Source organism: Nocardioides sp. NPDC000445 (assembly GCF_040300245.1).
GTDB lineage: Bacteria > Actinomycetota > Actinomycetes > Propionibacteriales > Nocardioidaceae > Nocardioides.
The window spans coordinates 22,905-38,655 of sequence record NZ_JBEPDH010000010.1 but is presented as its reverse complement, the minus strand read 5'-3'; the positions used below and the strand labels follow the sequence as shown (position 1 = coordinate 38,655).

Sequence of the window (15,751 nt, the reverse complement as noted above, 5' to 3'; positions counted from 1 at the left end):
CCGGGTCAGACCTTGATGTATTTGCGGGTGAGCAGGAGTGTCGGGACGAGCGTGAGCAGGATGCCGAGGATCGCGACGATCGCGAAGGAGCTGAAGAACTCTTCCCAGCCGACCCACTGGGTCACCGCGGTGGACGAGAGCCGCTGCTCGACACCGAAGTACATCACTGCGGCCAGCGCGATCCCGGACAGCCCGATCCCGACGAGGGCCACCACGAGCGACTCCAGGAGGAACGGCAGCGCGATGTAGAGGGTCGAGGCACCGACCAGTCGCATGATCCCGATCTCACGACGGCGGGCGAAGGCCGCCAGCCGGATGGTGTTGGCGACCAGCAGCAACGCCGCGATGACCAGCACGATCGCTCCGACCAGCGCCGCGCTCTGCAGCCCGTCGACCGCGGCCAGGATGGGCCCGGTGACCTCGTGGACGTCACCCACGTGGTCGATGCCGTCCAGGCCGGCGACCGCCTCGATGATCTCGGCGGAGTGGTGGGGATCGGTCATCGTGACCCAGTAGGACTCCCACATGTCGCTGGACTTGACCACCGGGTCGGGACCGCTGACGCCTTCGACATCGAGAGCCTGCAGCCGCTCGTAGGCCTGCTCCTGGCTCTCCTCCTCGATCTTGTCGACGTACCTGTTGTCCTCGAGGGCGTCGGTGATGACCTTCTTCTGGCTGTCGTCGACGGCACCGGCGCACTGCGGGTTGCGGTCGTTGGCGCCGTTGCACATGTAGAAGGTGATCTGCAGCTCGTCGCCCCAGACCTCCTCGGTCAGCTGGGCCTGCTCACGCAGCAGCAGGCCGACGCCGGCGAGGGTGAGCGAGACGAGCAGCGTCAGGGCCACCGCGACGTGCATCGACAGGTTGCGGCGTAGCCCCTGGCGGAGCTCGGTGAATACATAGCGCAGCTGCATGGCGGGTCGAGGAACCTTTTCTGGGTTGTAGAACCTGGTCGAAGGTGAGGGGGTCCGGGGCTCAGAACTGAGCGCCGTAGCCGCCCTGGACCTGGTCGCGTACGAGGTGGCCGTGCTCGAGCTCGATGACGCGCTTGCGCATCTGGTCGACCATCTGGACGTCGTGGGTCGCCATCACGATCGTGGTGCCGGACCGGTTGATGCGGTCGAGCAGGCGCATGATGCCGACGGTGTTGCCGGGGTCGAGGTTTCCGGTCGGCTCGTCGGCGATCAGGATCATCGGCCGGTTGATGAACGCGCGGGCGACGGCCACGCGCTGCTGCTCACCACCGGAGAGCTCGTCGGGCATCCGGTCGCCCTTGCCGTCGAGACCGACCAGCTCGAGCGTCTCCGGGACGCGCTCCCGGATCTCGCGGTTGGAGTGACCGGTCACCTGCATCGCGAAGGCGACGTTCTCGGCGACGTTCTTGTTGGCCAGGAGGCGGAAGTCCTGGAAGATCGTGCCGACCTGGCGGCGCAGCCGCGGCACCTTCCAACCGGCGAGCCGGTTGATCTCCTTGCCGGCGACGTAGACCCGCCCGGTGGTCGGGCGCTGCTCGCGCAGCATCAGCTTGAGCGCCGTCGACTTCCCCGAGCCGGATTGGCCCACGAGGAAGACGAACTCCCCCTTCTGGATGTCGATCGAAAGGCTGTTGAGGGCGGGGCGCGCCTGCCCTGGGTAGGCCTTGCTGACCTTCTCGAAGCGGATCACCGCACCGAGGGTAGTGCAACGGTGGTGGGCTCAGCACTTCGGCTCGGACATACCTGCCCCTGTACTCTGACGGCGTGCGCTCTGCAGTCCGGATCCTCATCGGTGCCGTAGTCCTCACCGCGATCGCGGTCGGGGTCGGCGTACTCACCCTGAAAGACGATGAGCCCGAGGTCCCCGAGGTGAAGGGCGACCTGAGCACCGCGGACACCACCACGATGCACGTACGCCGCGGCGCGTTCTGCGACCGCGTCCCGACCGAGGACGCGACCGAGGCACTCGGCGGCGCCGCCGCCGAGAAGAAGGCCTACGGCGACGGCGACCAGACCGCCATCTCGGGCCAGGTCAACGACGTCGCGCAGGAGTACGGCTGCATCTGGACCGGGCCGGAGGACTCGGCCACCTCGGCGCGGGCCTGGGTCTTCGCGCCGCCGGTCACCCTGGACTGGGCCACGCAGATGACCAAGAGCGTGCCCAAGGGCTGCAAGGCCGCTTCGACCCCTGCGTACGGGAAGCCGTCGGTCGCCCTCACCTGCACCGACGCGAAGAAGCAGACGAAGGTGGTCCACCGCGGCCTCTTCGGCGACGCCTGGCTCTCCTGCGAGCTCACCGGCAAGGCCGGCGAGGCGCCCGCGACGGTCCAGAAGCGCGCCTCCCGCTGGTGCCTGGTGACCCTCACCGCGGCCGCCGCCGACGCCTGAGGTTCTCGATCGAGATTCGGTCCGGGGCGAGTCGTTTGCGCCGACCTAAAGTCGAGTGCTTTAATCGACTTAGTCGCTCGGGCCGGGTAGGCACTTCACCGGGCGGCGCGCGCCGCCGCGGGCACTGAGTCAGAGCAGAGCCGGCTGGCGAGAGCGGGTGGGGTCCTTAGGGATGGGGATCCCACCCGCGACGCGGGACGCGTCGGATTCAGGACCGCGACGCGAGCCAGGCCAGGACGGTGTCGGCGAACTCGCCCGGCTGGTTGCGGTGCACGAAGTGACCGACGTCGAAGTGGACGAGGTCGGCCTGCGGGATCCGCTGGGCGACCTTCTCCAGGTCCGACTGCGGGATGTGGCTGTTGCCGCCACCGGCCACGATCAGGGTCGGCATGGGCAACAGCTCGAGCTGCTCCCACATCCACGCGTCGTACATCGTCGCCTCGACCAGCAGGGACGCGATGCACTCCCAGTCGTGGGGCATCGGCCGTGCCGGGCGCCCGGGCGACCTGCGCGGGCGCGGCGCGGGTGGCACCACGTCCTCGATGATCAGCCGGGAGACCAGGTCGGGCCGGTGCATCGCGACCAGGAGGGCGACGTTGCCGCCGGTCGAGTGCCCGACGACCACGGCGCCCGAGATCCCGAGCGCGTCCATCGCCGCGATGACGTCGTCGGCGATGAGCCGGTGGGAGTACTCCGAGGCCCAGTCCGAGTCCCCGTGCCCACGCATGTCGAAGGCGTGCACCCGGTGGGCATCCGCGAACGGCGGCACCACACCCTGCCACCGCTTCGCACTGCCACCGAGCTCGTGCAACAGCACCATCGGCACCCCGTCCTCAGGGCCGTAGGCGTCAAAGACGTACGCCGCGCCTCGGCCTGGGAGTGGAAGCCTGGTGCGCGTCAGCGCAACCATCAGGTCAGTTCTGTTCGGCCTTCTCGGCACCGCGGCGCCACCGGATGCCGGCCTCGAGGAACCCGTCGATGTCGCCGTCGAAGACCGCCTGCGGGTTGCCGACCTCGTAGGTCGTACGCAGGTCCTTGACGATCTGGTAGGGGTTGAGGACGTAGTTGCGCATCTGGTCGCCCCACGAGGCGGCGACGTCGCCCTTGAGCTCCTTGAGCTGCGCCTCCTCCTCGGCCTTCTTCAGCGCGAGCAGCTTGGCCTTGAGGACGATCATCGCGGCGGCCTTGTTCTGCAGCTGCGACTTCTCGTTCTGGCAGGAGACCACGGTGCCGGTCGGGATGTGGGTCAGCCGGACCGCCGAGTCGGTGGTGTTGACCGACTGGCCACCGGGGCCCGAGGAGCGGTAGACGTCGACCTTGATGTCGTTCTCGTCGATCTCGATCTCGTCGGTCTGCTCCAGCACGGGCACGACCTCGACCGCGGCGAAGGAGGTCTGGCGACGGCCCTGGTTGTCGAAGGGGCTGATCCGCACCAGACGGTGGGTGCCGGCCTCGACGGAGAGGGTGCCGTAGGCGTAGGGGGCGTGAATCGCGAAGGTGGCGGACTTCAGCCCGGCCTCCTCGGCGTAGGAGGTGTCGAAGACCTCGACCGGGTACTTGTTGCGCTCGGCCCAGCGGACGTACATCCGCATCAGCATCTCGGCGAAGTCGGCGGCGTCGACACCACCGGCGCCGGAGCGGATCGTCACCAGGGCCTCGCGGGAGTCGTACTCCCCCGAGAGCAGGGTGCGGATCTCCAGGCTCTCGACAGCCTTCTTCACCCGGCCCAGCTCGGCCTCGGACTCGGCGAGCGAGTCGGCGTCGCCCTCCTCCTGGGCCATCTCGACCATCAGGCCGAGGTCCTCGATGCGGGTGCGGAGCTCGGTGAACTTGTTGAGCTCGCCCTGCAGCAGGGAGAGACGTCCGGTGACGCGGGTGGCGTTGTCCTGATCGTCCCAGAGGTCGGGCGCGGCGACCTGCTCGCCGAGGTCGGCGATCTCCTTGCGCATCGCGTCCAGGTCCAGCACCTGGCCGATGGTCTGCATCGTTGCCTGGAGCTGCTTGATCTCGGTGTCGAATTCGGGGCCTGCCACGTCTTACAGGTTACTTGACCGGTGGTTCGCCGCCCGATTCGCCGACCCCACTGCGCCAACCTCCTCGGGCTCCGCTCCGGAAAATATGCGCTCGCCCTCCGGTACGGGGAACCGGAGGGCGAGCGCCAGGGGGATATATGGGTCCCGAGAAGCCTCAGGCCTGGTGGGTCGAGCCGGCGAACCAGCCGTCCCAGGCAGCCTCTTCACGAACAGATGCGCCCGGCTTGGGGGCGTGCAGCATGATCGCCTGACCATTCTCCCAGCGCAGGAAGATGCCCACGTGGTAGACCGGGCTACCCCAGAACATCAGGTCGCCGCGCTGGATCTGGTCGTTCGGGATCGTCGGCAGCGCAGCCGCCTGGTCGCGCGAGACCCGGGGGAGCTCGATGCCGGCGGCACTGAAGGCGTACTGCGTCAGGCCGGAGCAGTCGAACGAGCTCGGACCGGTGGCACCCCAGACGTACGGGTCGCCGATCTGCTCCGAGGCGACGCTGATCGCCCGCTCGATCTTGCCCTCCTGGCTCGCGGCGAAGGCCTTGGCCTCAGCCTCGGCCTTCTTCTTCGCCTCCGCGGCCTTCTTGGCGGCGATCGCTGCCTTGCGCTTCGCCTCGGCGGCCTTGCGGGCTGCCTCGGCCTTGCGCTCCTGCACCTCGACAGCCCTCTCGAGCTGCTTGATGTCGGTGAGCATCGCCGTGGGCGTGGCCGAGGCCTCCAGGGTCGGAGCCTCCACCACCTTGGCCGGCTCGACGGAGGTGGTCTCGTGGGAGGCCGGCGCGGCGTTGGCGGCGGGGACTGCCACCAGGGCACCGGCGGCGATACCGCTGGCGAGGGTGATGCGGCCGAGGAGCTTGCCGTGGCCACTGAGGGATCCTGCGATCGTCCGGGCGATCGAGACGTTCGGCGACCGGAACGGGCGGGGCGCGCCTCGATGGGCAGGATGAGATACGGACTTGGACATGCGTGAGTTCCTTCCCACGCCTGCGAGGTGAGCTGTCGGGTTCGGGCTAGAAGGTTGCCCGGCCATCGTCGCGATGGCTTCACCCCAAGCGACCGTCCGAGTTAGTCGCGTGGAACTTGGGTCCCCCGCTCCTGTCCCATACGTACTGCTGAGTGTGAGGGTAAAGGGGGTTCAGTAGTAGGGGCCGGCGTCCGGAGGGACAGGATTCGGCGTGTACCGGGGCCGGTCGTGCGTTCTGCACGGCTCATCCAAGGTGACATGCGATCTGGAACGGATCCAATCCCGAATGGCCGAATCTGAAGCACAATCGGCGTGTTCACGCGTGACTTTGCCGTCGTTTGTGAAACATCTCACGCACTGAACACGCGTATGACACCGTGTCGAGCTTGCGTTTACTCCGCTGCTTCGAGACGGAAACCGACGCCACGCACGGCGACGACCTTCTCCTGCACACCGGCCGCCTCGAGCTTCTGGCGCAGGCGTCCGACGGTGACGTCGAGCGTCTTGGTCGAGCCGTACCAGTTCTCGTCCCAGACCTCGGCCATCAGCCGGTCGCGGGAGACGACCTTGTCGCGGGAGGCGGCCAGGACGGCCAGGAGCGCGAACTCCTTGCCGGTCAGGGTCACCTCGCGCTCGCCGGCGTAGACCCGGTGGGCAGCCACGTCGATGCGCAGGGCGTCGTCGTCGGCGCCGGGCTCGACCGGGCCCGAGCGGCGCAGGAGGGCGCGGACTCGCGCCTGGAGGACGGCCAGCGCGAACGGCTTGGCCAGGTAGTCGTCGGCGCCGGCGTCGAGCCCGACGACCAGGTCGATCTCGGCGTCACGGGCGGTGAGGATCATGATCCCGCCCTCGTAGCCGTTGTCGCGAGCGGCCTTGCAGACCTCGAGCCCGTCCATGTCCGGGAGGCCCAGGTCGAGCAGCACCAGCTCGGCGTCGTACGGAGGTGCCAGCAGCTCCAGCGCCTTCTTGCCGGAGTCGACCCAGGTGACGTCATAGCCCTCACGCTGGAGCGTGCGCACCAGGGGAGCAGCGATGTCCTCTTGGTCTTCTACGACAAGCACGGAGTTCGACATGAAGAGAACAATAGTTACAGCCCCGTAGGGCTTGTGAAGAGATCCCCCCTTTCAGATAAGCGCGTGATCACATTGTTAGGTCCGAGCTGGTCGATACCGAGCGGATCCTCGGCCCCTTCGGCGACCTCGTCCCAGGTCACCGGGGCCGCGACCGTGGGGATCGTCTTGCCCCGCAGCGAGTAGGGACAGATCGTCGTCTTCGATCCCGAGTTCTGCGACCAGTCCAGGAAAACCTTGCCTGACCTGCGGCTCTTGGTCATCGTCGCGGTCACCTTGCTCGGGTGGGCCTTCTGGAGGTCCTCGGCGATCTCCTTGGCCAGCGCCGTGGCGACGTCCGGCTCGACGGGCTCCGGCAGGGCGGCGTACAGGTGCACGCCCTTGCTCCCGCTGAGCACCGGCGTCGCGGCGAGGTCACGGGCGGCCAGCGCCTCGCGCACCAGCAGCGCCACCTCACAGCACTCCTGCAGGCCGGCCGGCTCACCGGGGTCGAGGTCGATCACGATCCGGTTCGCGCCTGCCGGGGTGCCATCGCTGCCGACCGTCCACTGGTGGACGTGCAGCTCCAGCGCGGAGAGGTTCGCGGCCCAGGTGAGCGCGGCGAGGCTGTCGAGGATCGGAAAGGTGAGTGTTCCCTCCCTGTGGTCGGCAGTTCGGGATCCCGTTGTCGGAACGATGACCGTACGGACCCAGCTGGGCGTGCCGGCGGGTGCGTTCTTCTCGAAGAACGACATGTCGCCGACACCGTGCGGCCAGCGGATCCTCGTCACGGCACGGTCCTGGAGCTGCGGCAGGAGCGCCGGCGCGACCTGGGCGTAGTAGTTGAGCACCTCGCCCTTCGTCATGCCCGTGCGTGGATAGAGCACCTTGCTGAGGCTGGTCAGGGTCAGAACCCGGCCGTCGACCTCGACGCGTACCTCTTCTCGTTCGACCATCACAGATCCTCCGGCTCGATGTCCTCGCGGATGCCGATGAAGCTCGGCTGTCGCAGCCGGCCCTTGTAGCTCGCCGCAGCGACGGCAGTGCCGTGGGTCTCCACCTCGACGACCAGGAGCGGCTCGACCCAGTGGGTGCCCCGAGCGTCCAGCGACGGCACTCCCCCGTCCGGGTCGACGTCGGGTCCGGCGAAGGGGCTCCGGCTGGTCTCGCGCAGCAGCTCCCCGAGCCGCTGGGCCCGCTTGCCGGTGATGCCGCTGCCGACCCGCCCACGGTAGATCAGGCCCTCGGGCGTCGGCTGCCCGACGAGCAGGGCGCCGAGTCGTTCGGTGCCGCCCTCGGTGCCCACCTCGGGTCGCCAGCCGCCGACCACCAGCGAGGCCCGGTAGCGGTGGGCCAGCTTGATCCAGTCCTTGCTCCGCTCCCCCGGCCGGTAGCGACTGCCGCGCCGCTTCGACACGATCCCCTCCAGCCCCTGCTGCTTCGTGACCTCATGGAGCATCTGGCCATCGTCGTAGGTCGCCGGCACCTGCCAGGAGCCCAGCTCGCCGGCGGCGTCGAGGGCCTCGAGGATCTTGCGACGCTCCGCCCAGGGCTCCTCGATGAGCAGCCGCCCGTCGAGACGGAGCAGATCGAAGACCATGTACGTCGCGGGGATCTTCTCCGCGAACCGCGCCGCCCGGCGGACGTCGCGGTTGTGCATCCGGTCCATCAGCACCCGGAAGTCGGGCAGCCCGGCGTCGTTGAGCGCGATCACCTCACCGTCGACGACGATGTCGCGCGTCGGCCCGGTCGCGATCTCGGGCCAGGCGGGGGTGGCGTCGTTGCCGTTGCGCGTCGCGAGGCGGGTCTGCGTACGTCCCTGCTCGGACTCTCCGACCAGCCTGATGCCGTCCCACTTGACCTCATGGACCCACTCCTCCCCCGGAGGAACGTGGGCGCCGGGCGTGGCGAGCATGGGCCGCATGCCTCCATCTTGCCTCCAGGAGGCCGTGTGACGCGTGGGGTTAAGGGGTACCGCGAAAACGGAATACGGCAGATACTGGGCAAGACGTTGCCGTTACGGAGGGAGTCACCATGCGTGCGATCTGGAAGGGCGCGGTGTCGTTCGGGCTGGTCAGCGTGCCCGTGAAGCTCTATTCGGCGACGGAGTCCCACGACGTCTCCTTCCGTCAGGTACACCAGTCCGACGGTGGCCGGATCCGCTATCAGCGGATCTGTTCGATCGACGGCGAGGAAGTGCCCTACTCCGAGATCGCGAAGGGCTATGAGACCGAGGACGGCGAGATGGTCGTGCTCACCGACGACGACTTCGCCAACCTGCCGACCACCTCCTCGCGTGAGATCGCGGTGGAGAAGTTCGTGCCGAGCGACCAGATCGACCCGATGCTCTTCGAGAAGAGCTACTACCTGGAGCCGGAGAACACCGGGGTCAAGCCCTACGCGCTGCTGCGCCAGGCCCTGCTCGAGGCCGACCGGGTCGCGCTGGTGACCGTCGCCCTGCGGCAGCGCACCACGGTCGCGGCGCTCCGGGTGCGGCCGACCGACAACGGCGACGTGATCGTGCTGCAGACGATGATGTGGCCCGACGAGATCCGGGTGCCCGACTTCAAGGTCGAGGCCGGCGAGATCAAGGACTCCGAGATCAAGATGGCCAACATGCTCGTCGAGACCCTCGCGGGCGACTTCCATCCCGAGGAGTTCTCCGACGACTACGCCAGCGCCGTCGAGGAAATGGTGAAGGCCAAGATCGAGGGCGGCGAGGTCGAGCGGACCCCCACCTCCACCAAGACCTCCGGCGAGGTCGTCGACCTGCTCGCCGCCCTGCAGCGCTCGGTCGCCGCGGCCAAGAAGTCGCGCGGCGAGGAGGTCCCCGAGGAGGCCGAGGAGAAGAAGACGACAAAGAAGTCGAAGGCATCAAAGGCGTCGTAGGCGACACGTACCGAAATCTCTGGTGCGGGCGTGTCGAAAGCGGCAGGCTCTTCTCGACGCGTAGGCGACGACGCGCAACGGACGCGACGCCGACACGCAAGGAGACGCAGATGCGCTACATGATGTTCGTGAAGATGGCCCCCGACGCCGGTCCGCCCCCGGCCGCGCTGATCGAGGCGGTGGAGGCCGAGATCAAGCAGCAGTACGCCGACGGCATTCTGCTCGACGCCGACGGGCTCGGTCCCGCGGTGGAGATCCGGCTGACCGCTGGGGAGGTGACCCACATCGACGGGCCCTTCGCGGAGGCCAAGGAGGTCGCCGGCGGGTTCTCGCTCTTCGAGGTCCGCTCGCCCGACGAGGCGATCGAGCTCGGACGCCGGATGATCCAGCTCCACGAGGAGCTGTGGCCGGGGCAGGACGTGGCCGTGGAGATGCGGCCGCTGTTCGGTCCGCCGACCCCGGCTGAATGAGCTCGCCCACCGAGGACGCGATCGTCGCGGTCTGGCGCAACGAGTCCGTACGTCTCCTCGCCGGTCTGGCGCGGATGACGCACGACCTCGACCTGGCCGAGGACCTCGCCCAGGATGCCCTTGTCGCGGCGCTGGAGCAGTGGCCGCACGAGGGCATCCCTCGCAACCCCGGCGCGTGGCTGATGTCGATCGCGAAGCGGCGCGCGATCGACGGGTTCCGCCGTGACGAGGTGCTGCGCCGCAAGGTCGCCCTGCTGGGCCATGAACTGGAGGAGGGTGAGATGCCTGACCTGGCTGCCGCGGTCGACCACATCGAGGACGATGTGCTGCGGCTGATGTTCCTCTCCTGCCATCCGGCGCTGGCGCCCGACTCCCGCACGGTGCTGACGCTGCGGCTCGTGGGCGGTCTGACGACCGCCGAGATCGCCCGGGCCTACTTCGCCAAGGAGTCTGCGGTCGGCCAGCGGATCTCGCGGGCGAAGCGCACCCTGGCCGAGGTCGAGGCCTCGTTCGAGCTGCCCACCGGCGAGGAGCGGACGGCGCGGCTGCGCGACGTGATGCAGACGATCTACCTGGTCTTCAACGAGGGCTACGCGGCCACGTCGGGGCCGTCATGGACTCGCCCCGAGCTGTGTCTGGAGGGGATGCGGCTGGCCCGCATGCTGGCCGCGCACGCCCCGGGCGATCCCGACGCGCAGGCGCTGCAGGGGCTGCTGGAGATCCAGGGGTCACGACTCGCGGCCCGGGCAGACGCCGAGGGTCACCCGGTGCTGCTCGAGGACCAGGACCGGACCCGCTGGGACCAGCTGCTGCTGCGCCGTGGCCTGGCCGCGGTCGACCGGGCGACGGCGCTGGCCTCCTCCGGCACGCCCGGCGGGAGCTATCTGGTGCAGGCGATGATCGCCGCGTGCCACGGCCGCGCCCGGCGGGCCGAGGACACCGACTGGGCCGAGATCGCACGCCTCTACGACATGCTCGCGACCGGCGTCCCGGGCGCCGTCATCGAGGTCAACCGGGCGGTGGCGCACGGTCGCGCCTTCGGTCCCGACGCCGGGCTGGCCATCTTGGCGGCACTCCCCGAGGGAGCGCTTCCCGGGTCGCATCTGCCCGCCGGCGTACGTGGTGACCTGCTGCACCGAGCCGGACGACACCGCGAGGCCGCGGCGGCGTTCGACGAGGCGGCCTCGTTGACCACCAACGCCGGCGAACAGGAGCTTCTCGAGAAGCGGGCGGCCGCGTGTCGAAGCGACGAGGTCTCGTCCGACGCGTCAGTATCAACCGGGTCTCCTGGGGCTCGACCACCGCGAGAGAAGTGAGCAGAACGATGACCACGACCACCACATCCGCCGACGGCACCACGATCGCCTACGACGTCGTCGGCACCGGCCCGGCGCTCGTCCTGGTCGACGGAGCCATGTGCTACCGCGGCTTCGGGCCGTCGAAGGAGCTGGCCGACGCGTTCTCGGACCGGTTCACGGTCTACCGCTACGACCGTCGCGGCCGCGGCGACAGCAACATCGCCAAACCTGCTGCCGCCGGCACCATGGAAGCGGTCGAGCAGGAGGTCGCCGACCTGGGGGCGGTGATCGAGGCGGCCGGCGGGCACGCCCATCTGCTGGGCCTGAGCTCGGGTGCGTTCCTCGCCCTGGAGGCCGCGCGGGCCGGGCTGCCGATCGACAAGATCGTCGCCTACGAGGCGCCCCTCATCCTCGACGACACCCACCGTCCCAACGACGCCGACCTGGCGCAGCAGGTCGAGAAGCTGGTGGAGAAGGGCAAGCGGGCCGCCGCGATCGAGCTGTTCATGCGCGTGGTCGGCATGCCGCTGGTCGCGGTCAAGATCATGCGTCTCACCCCGGCCTTCAAGAAGCTCACCCCGGTCGCCCACACGCTGGTCTACGACCTGGGCATGTGCGTGCCGTTCCAGCAGGGTCTTCCCCTGCCGGGCGGCTACTTCAAGAACGTGTCGGTACCCGTGCTGTCGATGGCGGGCAGCAAGAGCCCGACCTACATGACCAACGCCCAGCAGGCCATCGCCAAGGCCGTCCCCGAGGGCCGCTTCGCCGTGCTCGACGGGCAGGACCACATGGTCAAGGCGTCGGCGTTGGCTCCGGTGGCGACGGAGTTCTTCTCCGCCTGAAGCGCCGAGTCCGCGCTTCGCGCGGTTACTCCCTCGCTCGGCGCGAGCGGACGAGCAAGCTCGCCGCTCGACCTCGCTCCGGTCGTCTCGGCTCGTCATGACGCGCCGACTCGGCGGGATGATCGGTCATCATGCGCCGACTCGACGGGATGACCTGTCACGACGCGCCGAGTCGACGGAAAATCGGGTCGTCTAGGCTGCGGAACATGGCGCAACTGTGGGACATCTCACCACCCGTTCACGTCGGCTCGCCGGTCTTCCCCGGTGACCACGCGACCGAGGTCGGCTGGACGTTTCGGATCGGCCCCGGCTGCCCGGTCAACGTCGCAGAGATCTCGGTGTCGGCGCATGTCGGCGCGCACGCGGACGCGCCGCTGCACTTCACCGATGGTGGCACGCCCGCCGGCGAGATGCCGCTGGAGCCGTTCCTCGGTCCGTGCCGCGTGGTCGACGTCTCGAGGGTGCGGCCGCTGGTCACCGTCGACGACATCGACGTCACGGATCTGCCGCCGCGCGTGCTGTTCCGGACGTACGCGACCCAGCCGACGACCTGGGACGACGACTTCTGCGCGATCGACCCGGCCCTGATCGACCTCCTGGCCGCCCACGGCGTGCAGCTTGTCGGCACCGACGCGGCCAGCCTGGACCCGTCCTCCTCCAAGGATCTTCCGGCCCACTTCGCGACCCACCGTCATGACGTACGCATCCTGGAGAACCTGCTGCTCGACGAGGTTCCCGCGGGCGACTACGAGCTGATCGCGCTCCCCCTCAAGCTCACCACCGCCGACGCCGCGCCCGTGCGGGCCGTGCTCAGGCCGATCAAGGAGACTGCCGAATGAACCGCGACGATGCTGTCGCACTGGACCAGGCCGACCCGCTGGCTCCGCTGCGGGACCTCTTCGACCTGCCCGAGAAGACGATCTACCTCGACGGCAACTCGCTCGGCGCGCTTCCCCGCGCCACCGCCGGCCGGGTGGCCGAGGTGGTCACCCAGGAGTGGGGCCAGGGGCTGATCGAGTCCTGGAACACCGCGTCCTGGATCACCCTCCCCCAACGCGTCGGCGACAAGATCGCCCGGCTCGTCGGCGCCGGTCAGGGCGAGGTCGTGGTCGCCGACTCGACCTCGCTCAACGTCTACAAGGTGCTCGCCTCGGCGCTCTCGATCGCGTCCGTCGACTCACCTGAGCGCCGGGTCGTGGTCAGCGAGCGGAGCAACTTCCCCACCGACCTCTACATCGCCTCCTCGCTGTGCCGCGAGCGCGGCTACGAGCTGGTGCTGGTCGACTCCCCCGACGAGATCGAGGGGCTGCTCGACCGCACCGCGGTGCTGATGCTGACCGAGGTCAACTACCGCACCGGCTACCTGCACTCGATGGCCTCGGTGACGGCAGCCGCCCACGAGCACGGTGTGCTCGCCGTCTGGGACCTGTGCCACTCGGCCGGCGCGGTACCGGTCGACCTTCGCGGCGCCGACGCCGACTTCGCGATCGGCTGCGGCTACAAGTTCCTCAACGGCGGCCCCGGCTCGCCGGCGTTCCTGTGGGTCAACCCGCGCCACGTCGACCGCTTCGAGCAGCCGCTGTCGGGCTGGATGGGTCATGCGGCGCCGTTCGAGATGTCGCCGGGCTACCGGCCCGCGGAGGGTGTCTCTCGCTACCTGTCCGGCACCCCCGCCGTCATCGGCATCTCCGCCCTGGAGTGCGGCGTCGACACGCTGCTGGCCGCCGAGGCGTACGGCGGTCTCGAGGCGATCCGGGAGAAGTCGCTCGCGCTGACCCGGCTCTTCGCCCACCTCGTCGCGTCCCGGCTTCCCGGGTTCGCCATCGAGTCCCCGTTGGACGACAGCCAGCGGGGCAGCCAGCTGTCGCTGAGCGTCGCCGACGACGCTGCGTACGCGATCGTGCAGGCGCTCATCGAGCGCGGTGTGGTCGGCGACTTCCGAGCAGGCACGCCGGACATCCTCCGTTTCGGCGTCACCCCGCTCTACACCCGCTACGTCGACGTCTGGGACGCCGTCGACCACCTGGTCTCGGTGATGGACAACGACGAATGGCGCGACGAGCGCTTCTGGACCCGAGGAGCAGTCACATGAGCAGCACGCAGGACCTTCCGATGGACTACTCCGACTACCTCCACCTGCCGGAGGTGCTCGGCGCGCAGCACCCGCTCTCGGGCGACCACAACGAGATGCTCTTCATCGTGCAGCACCAGGCGATGGAGCTGTGGATGAAGCTCGCGCTGCACGAGCTGACCGAGGCTCAGCGCCTCCTCGCCGAGGATGCGGTGCGCCCGGCGTTCAAGGGGCTGGCCCGGGTCTCCCGGATCATGGAGCAGCTCGTGCACGCCTGGGACGTCCTCTCGACGCTGACCCCGACCGAGTACGACAAGTTCCGCCCCTACCTGGCCACCGGCTCGGGCTTCCAGTCGTGGCAGTACCGCTGCATCGAGTTCGCGCTCGGCAACAAGGCCGCCTACACGCTCCGTGTGCACGAGGGGCGGCCGCACGAGCAGGATGTGCTGGCCGCGTACGGACGTCCGTCGCTCTACGACGAGTCGCTCCGCCTGCTGGCCCGGCGCGGCTTCGACATCCCCGCCGACCATCTCGACCGGGACTGGAAGCAGGAGTACGCCGCCTCCGACGCCGTCGAGGCGGCCTGGGGCGAGGTCTACCGCGACCCGGAGAAGCACTGGGACCTCTACGAGCTCGGCGAGGAGCTCACCGACCTGGAGACCGCCTTCCGGGTCTGGCGGTTCCGGCACGTGACCACCGTCGAGCGGATCATCGGGTTCAAGGTCGGCACCGGCGGGACCTCGGGGGTCTCCTATCTGCGCAAGCAGCTCGACATCATCCTGTTCCCCGAGCTGTGGGCGATGCGTACGGGGCTGTAGACGCTCCGCGCCGACCGACCTCAGCGTGCGAGCTTGCCGCGGAGCCGTTCGGCCAGACGTACGGAGGCCTCGATCTCGACCTTGCGGATCGAGACGGACTCGATGTTGATGCCGAACGGCACGCCGAGCTGGCGGCAGAAGGACATCAGCTCGATCGCCGTCGCCTCGGCCTGCTCGAGCGAGGCGTCGAGGGTGTCGGTGGCGTGGCGCAGCTCGTTCTCGATCCAGCGCGGGACGTCGACGCCGAGCCAGCGGAGGAACTCGAGGGTCTTCATCGAGCCGCAGACGGAGAAGGTGAACACGATCGGCACCGGCTGCAGGCCACGGGTCTCGCACTCGTAGCGGTAGTCGGAGACGAGGTTCTTGGCGGCGTTGACGTCGTAGACGACCTGGGTGACGAAGTAGGAGCAGCCCGCCTCCTGCTTGGCGATCAGGCGAAGGTGCTCGTCGCCCTTGGCCGTGTGCCGCTCAGGGATCGCGACGGCGCCCAGGAGCAGGTCGGGGTTGGCCTCGTTCCGGATCTGCTGGGCACGGCGCAGGCTGGTGGCGACCCGCTTCTCACCCGAGGAGGCGCCGACGAAGACCGACAGCGCCTTGGCCGGGTCCTGGGTCTTGACCCAGTCGCGCAGCGTCGGCTCGTCGTACTTCCCGGTGGCCCGGTAGACGACGGCCGGCACGTCGAGACCGGCGAGGTTGCGCTCGAGGAACTCGGCGGGATCGAGGGTGCGTACGAACGGGAACGGCCGCTCCTCGGGGTTGCGGTCGGACTCGTCGTCGATGTCGTAGAGGATCAGCCCGTCGACATCGAGGGGCCGGATCCGCTCGAGCGTGACCTCCGCGATCTGCTGCACCCTCTCGGGTGCCGTCGTCACCCTCGGCGGGGTGACGGCGAACAGGAGAATCTCACCGGCCCGGTCATTGATGCGCTGCTGCAGATCCACGACATCAACGCTAGCCGAG

The 15,751-nt window shown here is 68.9% G+C and carries 17 protein-coding genes and 1 riboswitch; of the genes, 8 read left to right on the top strand and 9 right to left on the bottom strand.

The features are described from left to right. Positions 1-5: 5 nt before the first annotated feature. Positions 6-914 carry a permease-like cell division protein FtsX gene (gene ftsX, locus ABT304_RS14890; RefSeq protein WP_160024728.1) on the bottom strand — a complete coding sequence of 303 codons (909 nt, stop codon included), beginning with the start codon at positions 912-914 and terminating at the stop codon, positions 6-8. Positions 915-975: 61 nt separating this feature from the next. Further along, the gene (ftsE, locus tag ABT304_RS14885; RefSeq protein ID WP_008358693.1) at positions 976-1,665 is read right to left on the bottom strand and encodes a cell division ATP-binding protein FtsE; all 690 of its coding nucleotides are present in this window, start codon (positions 1,663-1,665) and stop codon (positions 976-978) included. A gap of 74 nt (positions 1,666-1,739) precedes the next feature. Here ftsE and ABT304_RS14880 point away from each other — a divergent pair, with 74 nt between their 5' ends. Next, a complete protein-coding gene (locus ABT304_RS14880; RefSeq protein WP_350716182.1) occupies positions 1,740-2,363 on the top strand; it encodes a hypothetical protein in 624 nt (207 codons plus the stop codon). Between the two features lie 208 nt (positions 2,364-2,571). Here the strand turns inward: ABT304_RS14880 and ABT304_RS14875 are convergent, their stop codons facing one another. From ABT304_RS14875 to ABT304_RS14850, 6 genes are all read right to left on the bottom strand, one after another. Beyond that, a complete protein-coding gene (locus ABT304_RS14875) occupies positions 2,572-3,273 on the bottom strand; it encodes an alpha/beta fold hydrolase (RefSeq protein ID WP_350716180.1) in 702 nt (233 codons plus the stop codon). A gap of 4 nt (positions 3,274-3,277) precedes the next feature. Further along, the gene (prfB, locus tag ABT304_RS14870; RefSeq protein ID WP_350716178.1) at positions 3,278-4,396 is read right to left on the bottom strand and encodes a peptide chain release factor 2; all 1,119 of its coding nucleotides are present in this window, start codon (positions 4,394-4,396) and stop codon (positions 3,278-3,280) included. Positions 4,397-4,550: 154 nt separating this feature from the next. After that, the gene (locus ABT304_RS14865; protein WP_350716176.1) at positions 4,551-5,354 is read right to left on the bottom strand and encodes a C40 family peptidase; all 804 of its coding nucleotides are present in this window, start codon (positions 5,352-5,354) and stop codon (positions 4,551-4,553) included. Positions 5,355-5,356: 2 nt separating this feature from the next. Continuing rightward, a riboswitch (cyclic di-AMP (ydaO/yuaA leader) is annotated at positions 5,357-5,519 on the bottom strand. Between the two features lie 227 nt (positions 5,520-5,746). Next, a complete protein-coding gene (locus ABT304_RS14860; protein WP_176884042.1) occupies positions 5,747-6,427 on the bottom strand; it encodes a response regulator transcription factor in 681 nt (226 codons plus the stop codon). Between the two features lie 14 nt (positions 6,428-6,441). Further along, on the bottom strand, positions 6,442-7,359 hold the full coding sequence (gene ligD, locus ABT304_RS14855; RefSeq protein WP_350716174.1) for a non-homologous end-joining DNA ligase: 918 nt from the start codon (positions 7,357-7,359) through the stop codon (positions 6,442-6,444). Beyond that, positions 7,359-8,327, bottom strand: a complete 969-nt coding sequence (locus ABT304_RS14850) for an ATP-dependent DNA ligase (RefSeq protein ID WP_350716173.1) — start codon at positions 8,325-8,327, stop codon at positions 7,359-7,361. The genes ligD and ABT304_RS14850 overlap by 1 nt, the downstream gene beginning before the upstream one ends. A 110-nt stretch (positions 8,328-8,437) precedes the next feature. On the opposite strand from ABT304_RS14850, the gene ku reads away from it, so the two are divergent. From ku to kynA, 7 genes are all read left to right on the top strand, one after another. Continuing rightward, entirely contained in the window at positions 8,438-9,292 is an 855-nt protein-coding gene (gene ku, locus ABT304_RS14845) for a non-homologous end joining protein Ku (protein ID WP_350716171.1), read from the top strand. Positions 9,293-9,402: 110 nt separating this feature from the next. Beyond that, a complete protein-coding gene (locus tag ABT304_RS14840) occupies positions 9,403-9,762 on the top strand; it encodes a YciI family protein (protein ID WP_160024737.1) in 360 nt (119 codons plus the stop codon). Further along, positions 9,759-11,078: an RNA polymerase sigma factor gene (locus tag ABT304_RS14835; RefSeq protein ID WP_350716169.1), complete on the top strand. Its 1,320-nt coding sequence runs from the start codon at positions 9,759-9,761 to the stop codon at positions 11,076-11,078. Before ABT304_RS14840 ends, ABT304_RS14835 begins: the two co-directional genes overlap by 4 nt. Positions 11,079-11,086: 8 nt before the next feature. Beyond that, a complete protein-coding gene (locus ABT304_RS14830) occupies positions 11,087-11,902 on the top strand; it encodes an alpha/beta fold hydrolase (protein ID WP_350716168.1) in 816 nt (271 codons plus the stop codon). A gap of 206 nt (positions 11,903-12,108) precedes the next feature. Next, entirely contained in the window at positions 12,109-12,741 is a 633-nt protein-coding gene (gene kynB, locus ABT304_RS14825; RefSeq protein ID WP_350716166.1) for an arylformamidase, read from the top strand. Beyond that, positions 12,738-13,994, top strand: a complete 1,257-nt coding sequence (gene kynU / locus ABT304_RS14820; RefSeq protein WP_350716164.1) for a kynureninase — start codon at positions 12,738-12,740, stop codon at positions 13,992-13,994. The genes kynB and kynU overlap by 4 nt, the downstream gene beginning before the upstream one ends. Beyond that, the gene (gene kynA / locus ABT304_RS14815) at positions 13,991-14,791 is read left to right on the top strand and encodes a tryptophan 2,3-dioxygenase (protein WP_350716162.1); all 801 of its coding nucleotides are present in this window, start codon (positions 13,991-13,993) and stop codon (positions 14,789-14,791) included. Before kynU ends, kynA begins: the two co-directional genes overlap by 4 nt. Before the next feature lie 20 nt (positions 14,792-14,811). Here kynA and ABT304_RS14810 read toward each other — a convergent pair whose 3' ends face one another. Then, positions 14,812-15,732 (bottom strand): methylenetetrahydrofolate reductase, encoded by a 921-nt coding sequence (locus tag ABT304_RS14810; RefSeq protein ID WP_350716160.1) that lies wholly within the window; start codon positions 15,730-15,732, stop codon positions 14,812-14,814. Positions 15,733-15,751 lie beyond the last annotated feature (19 nt).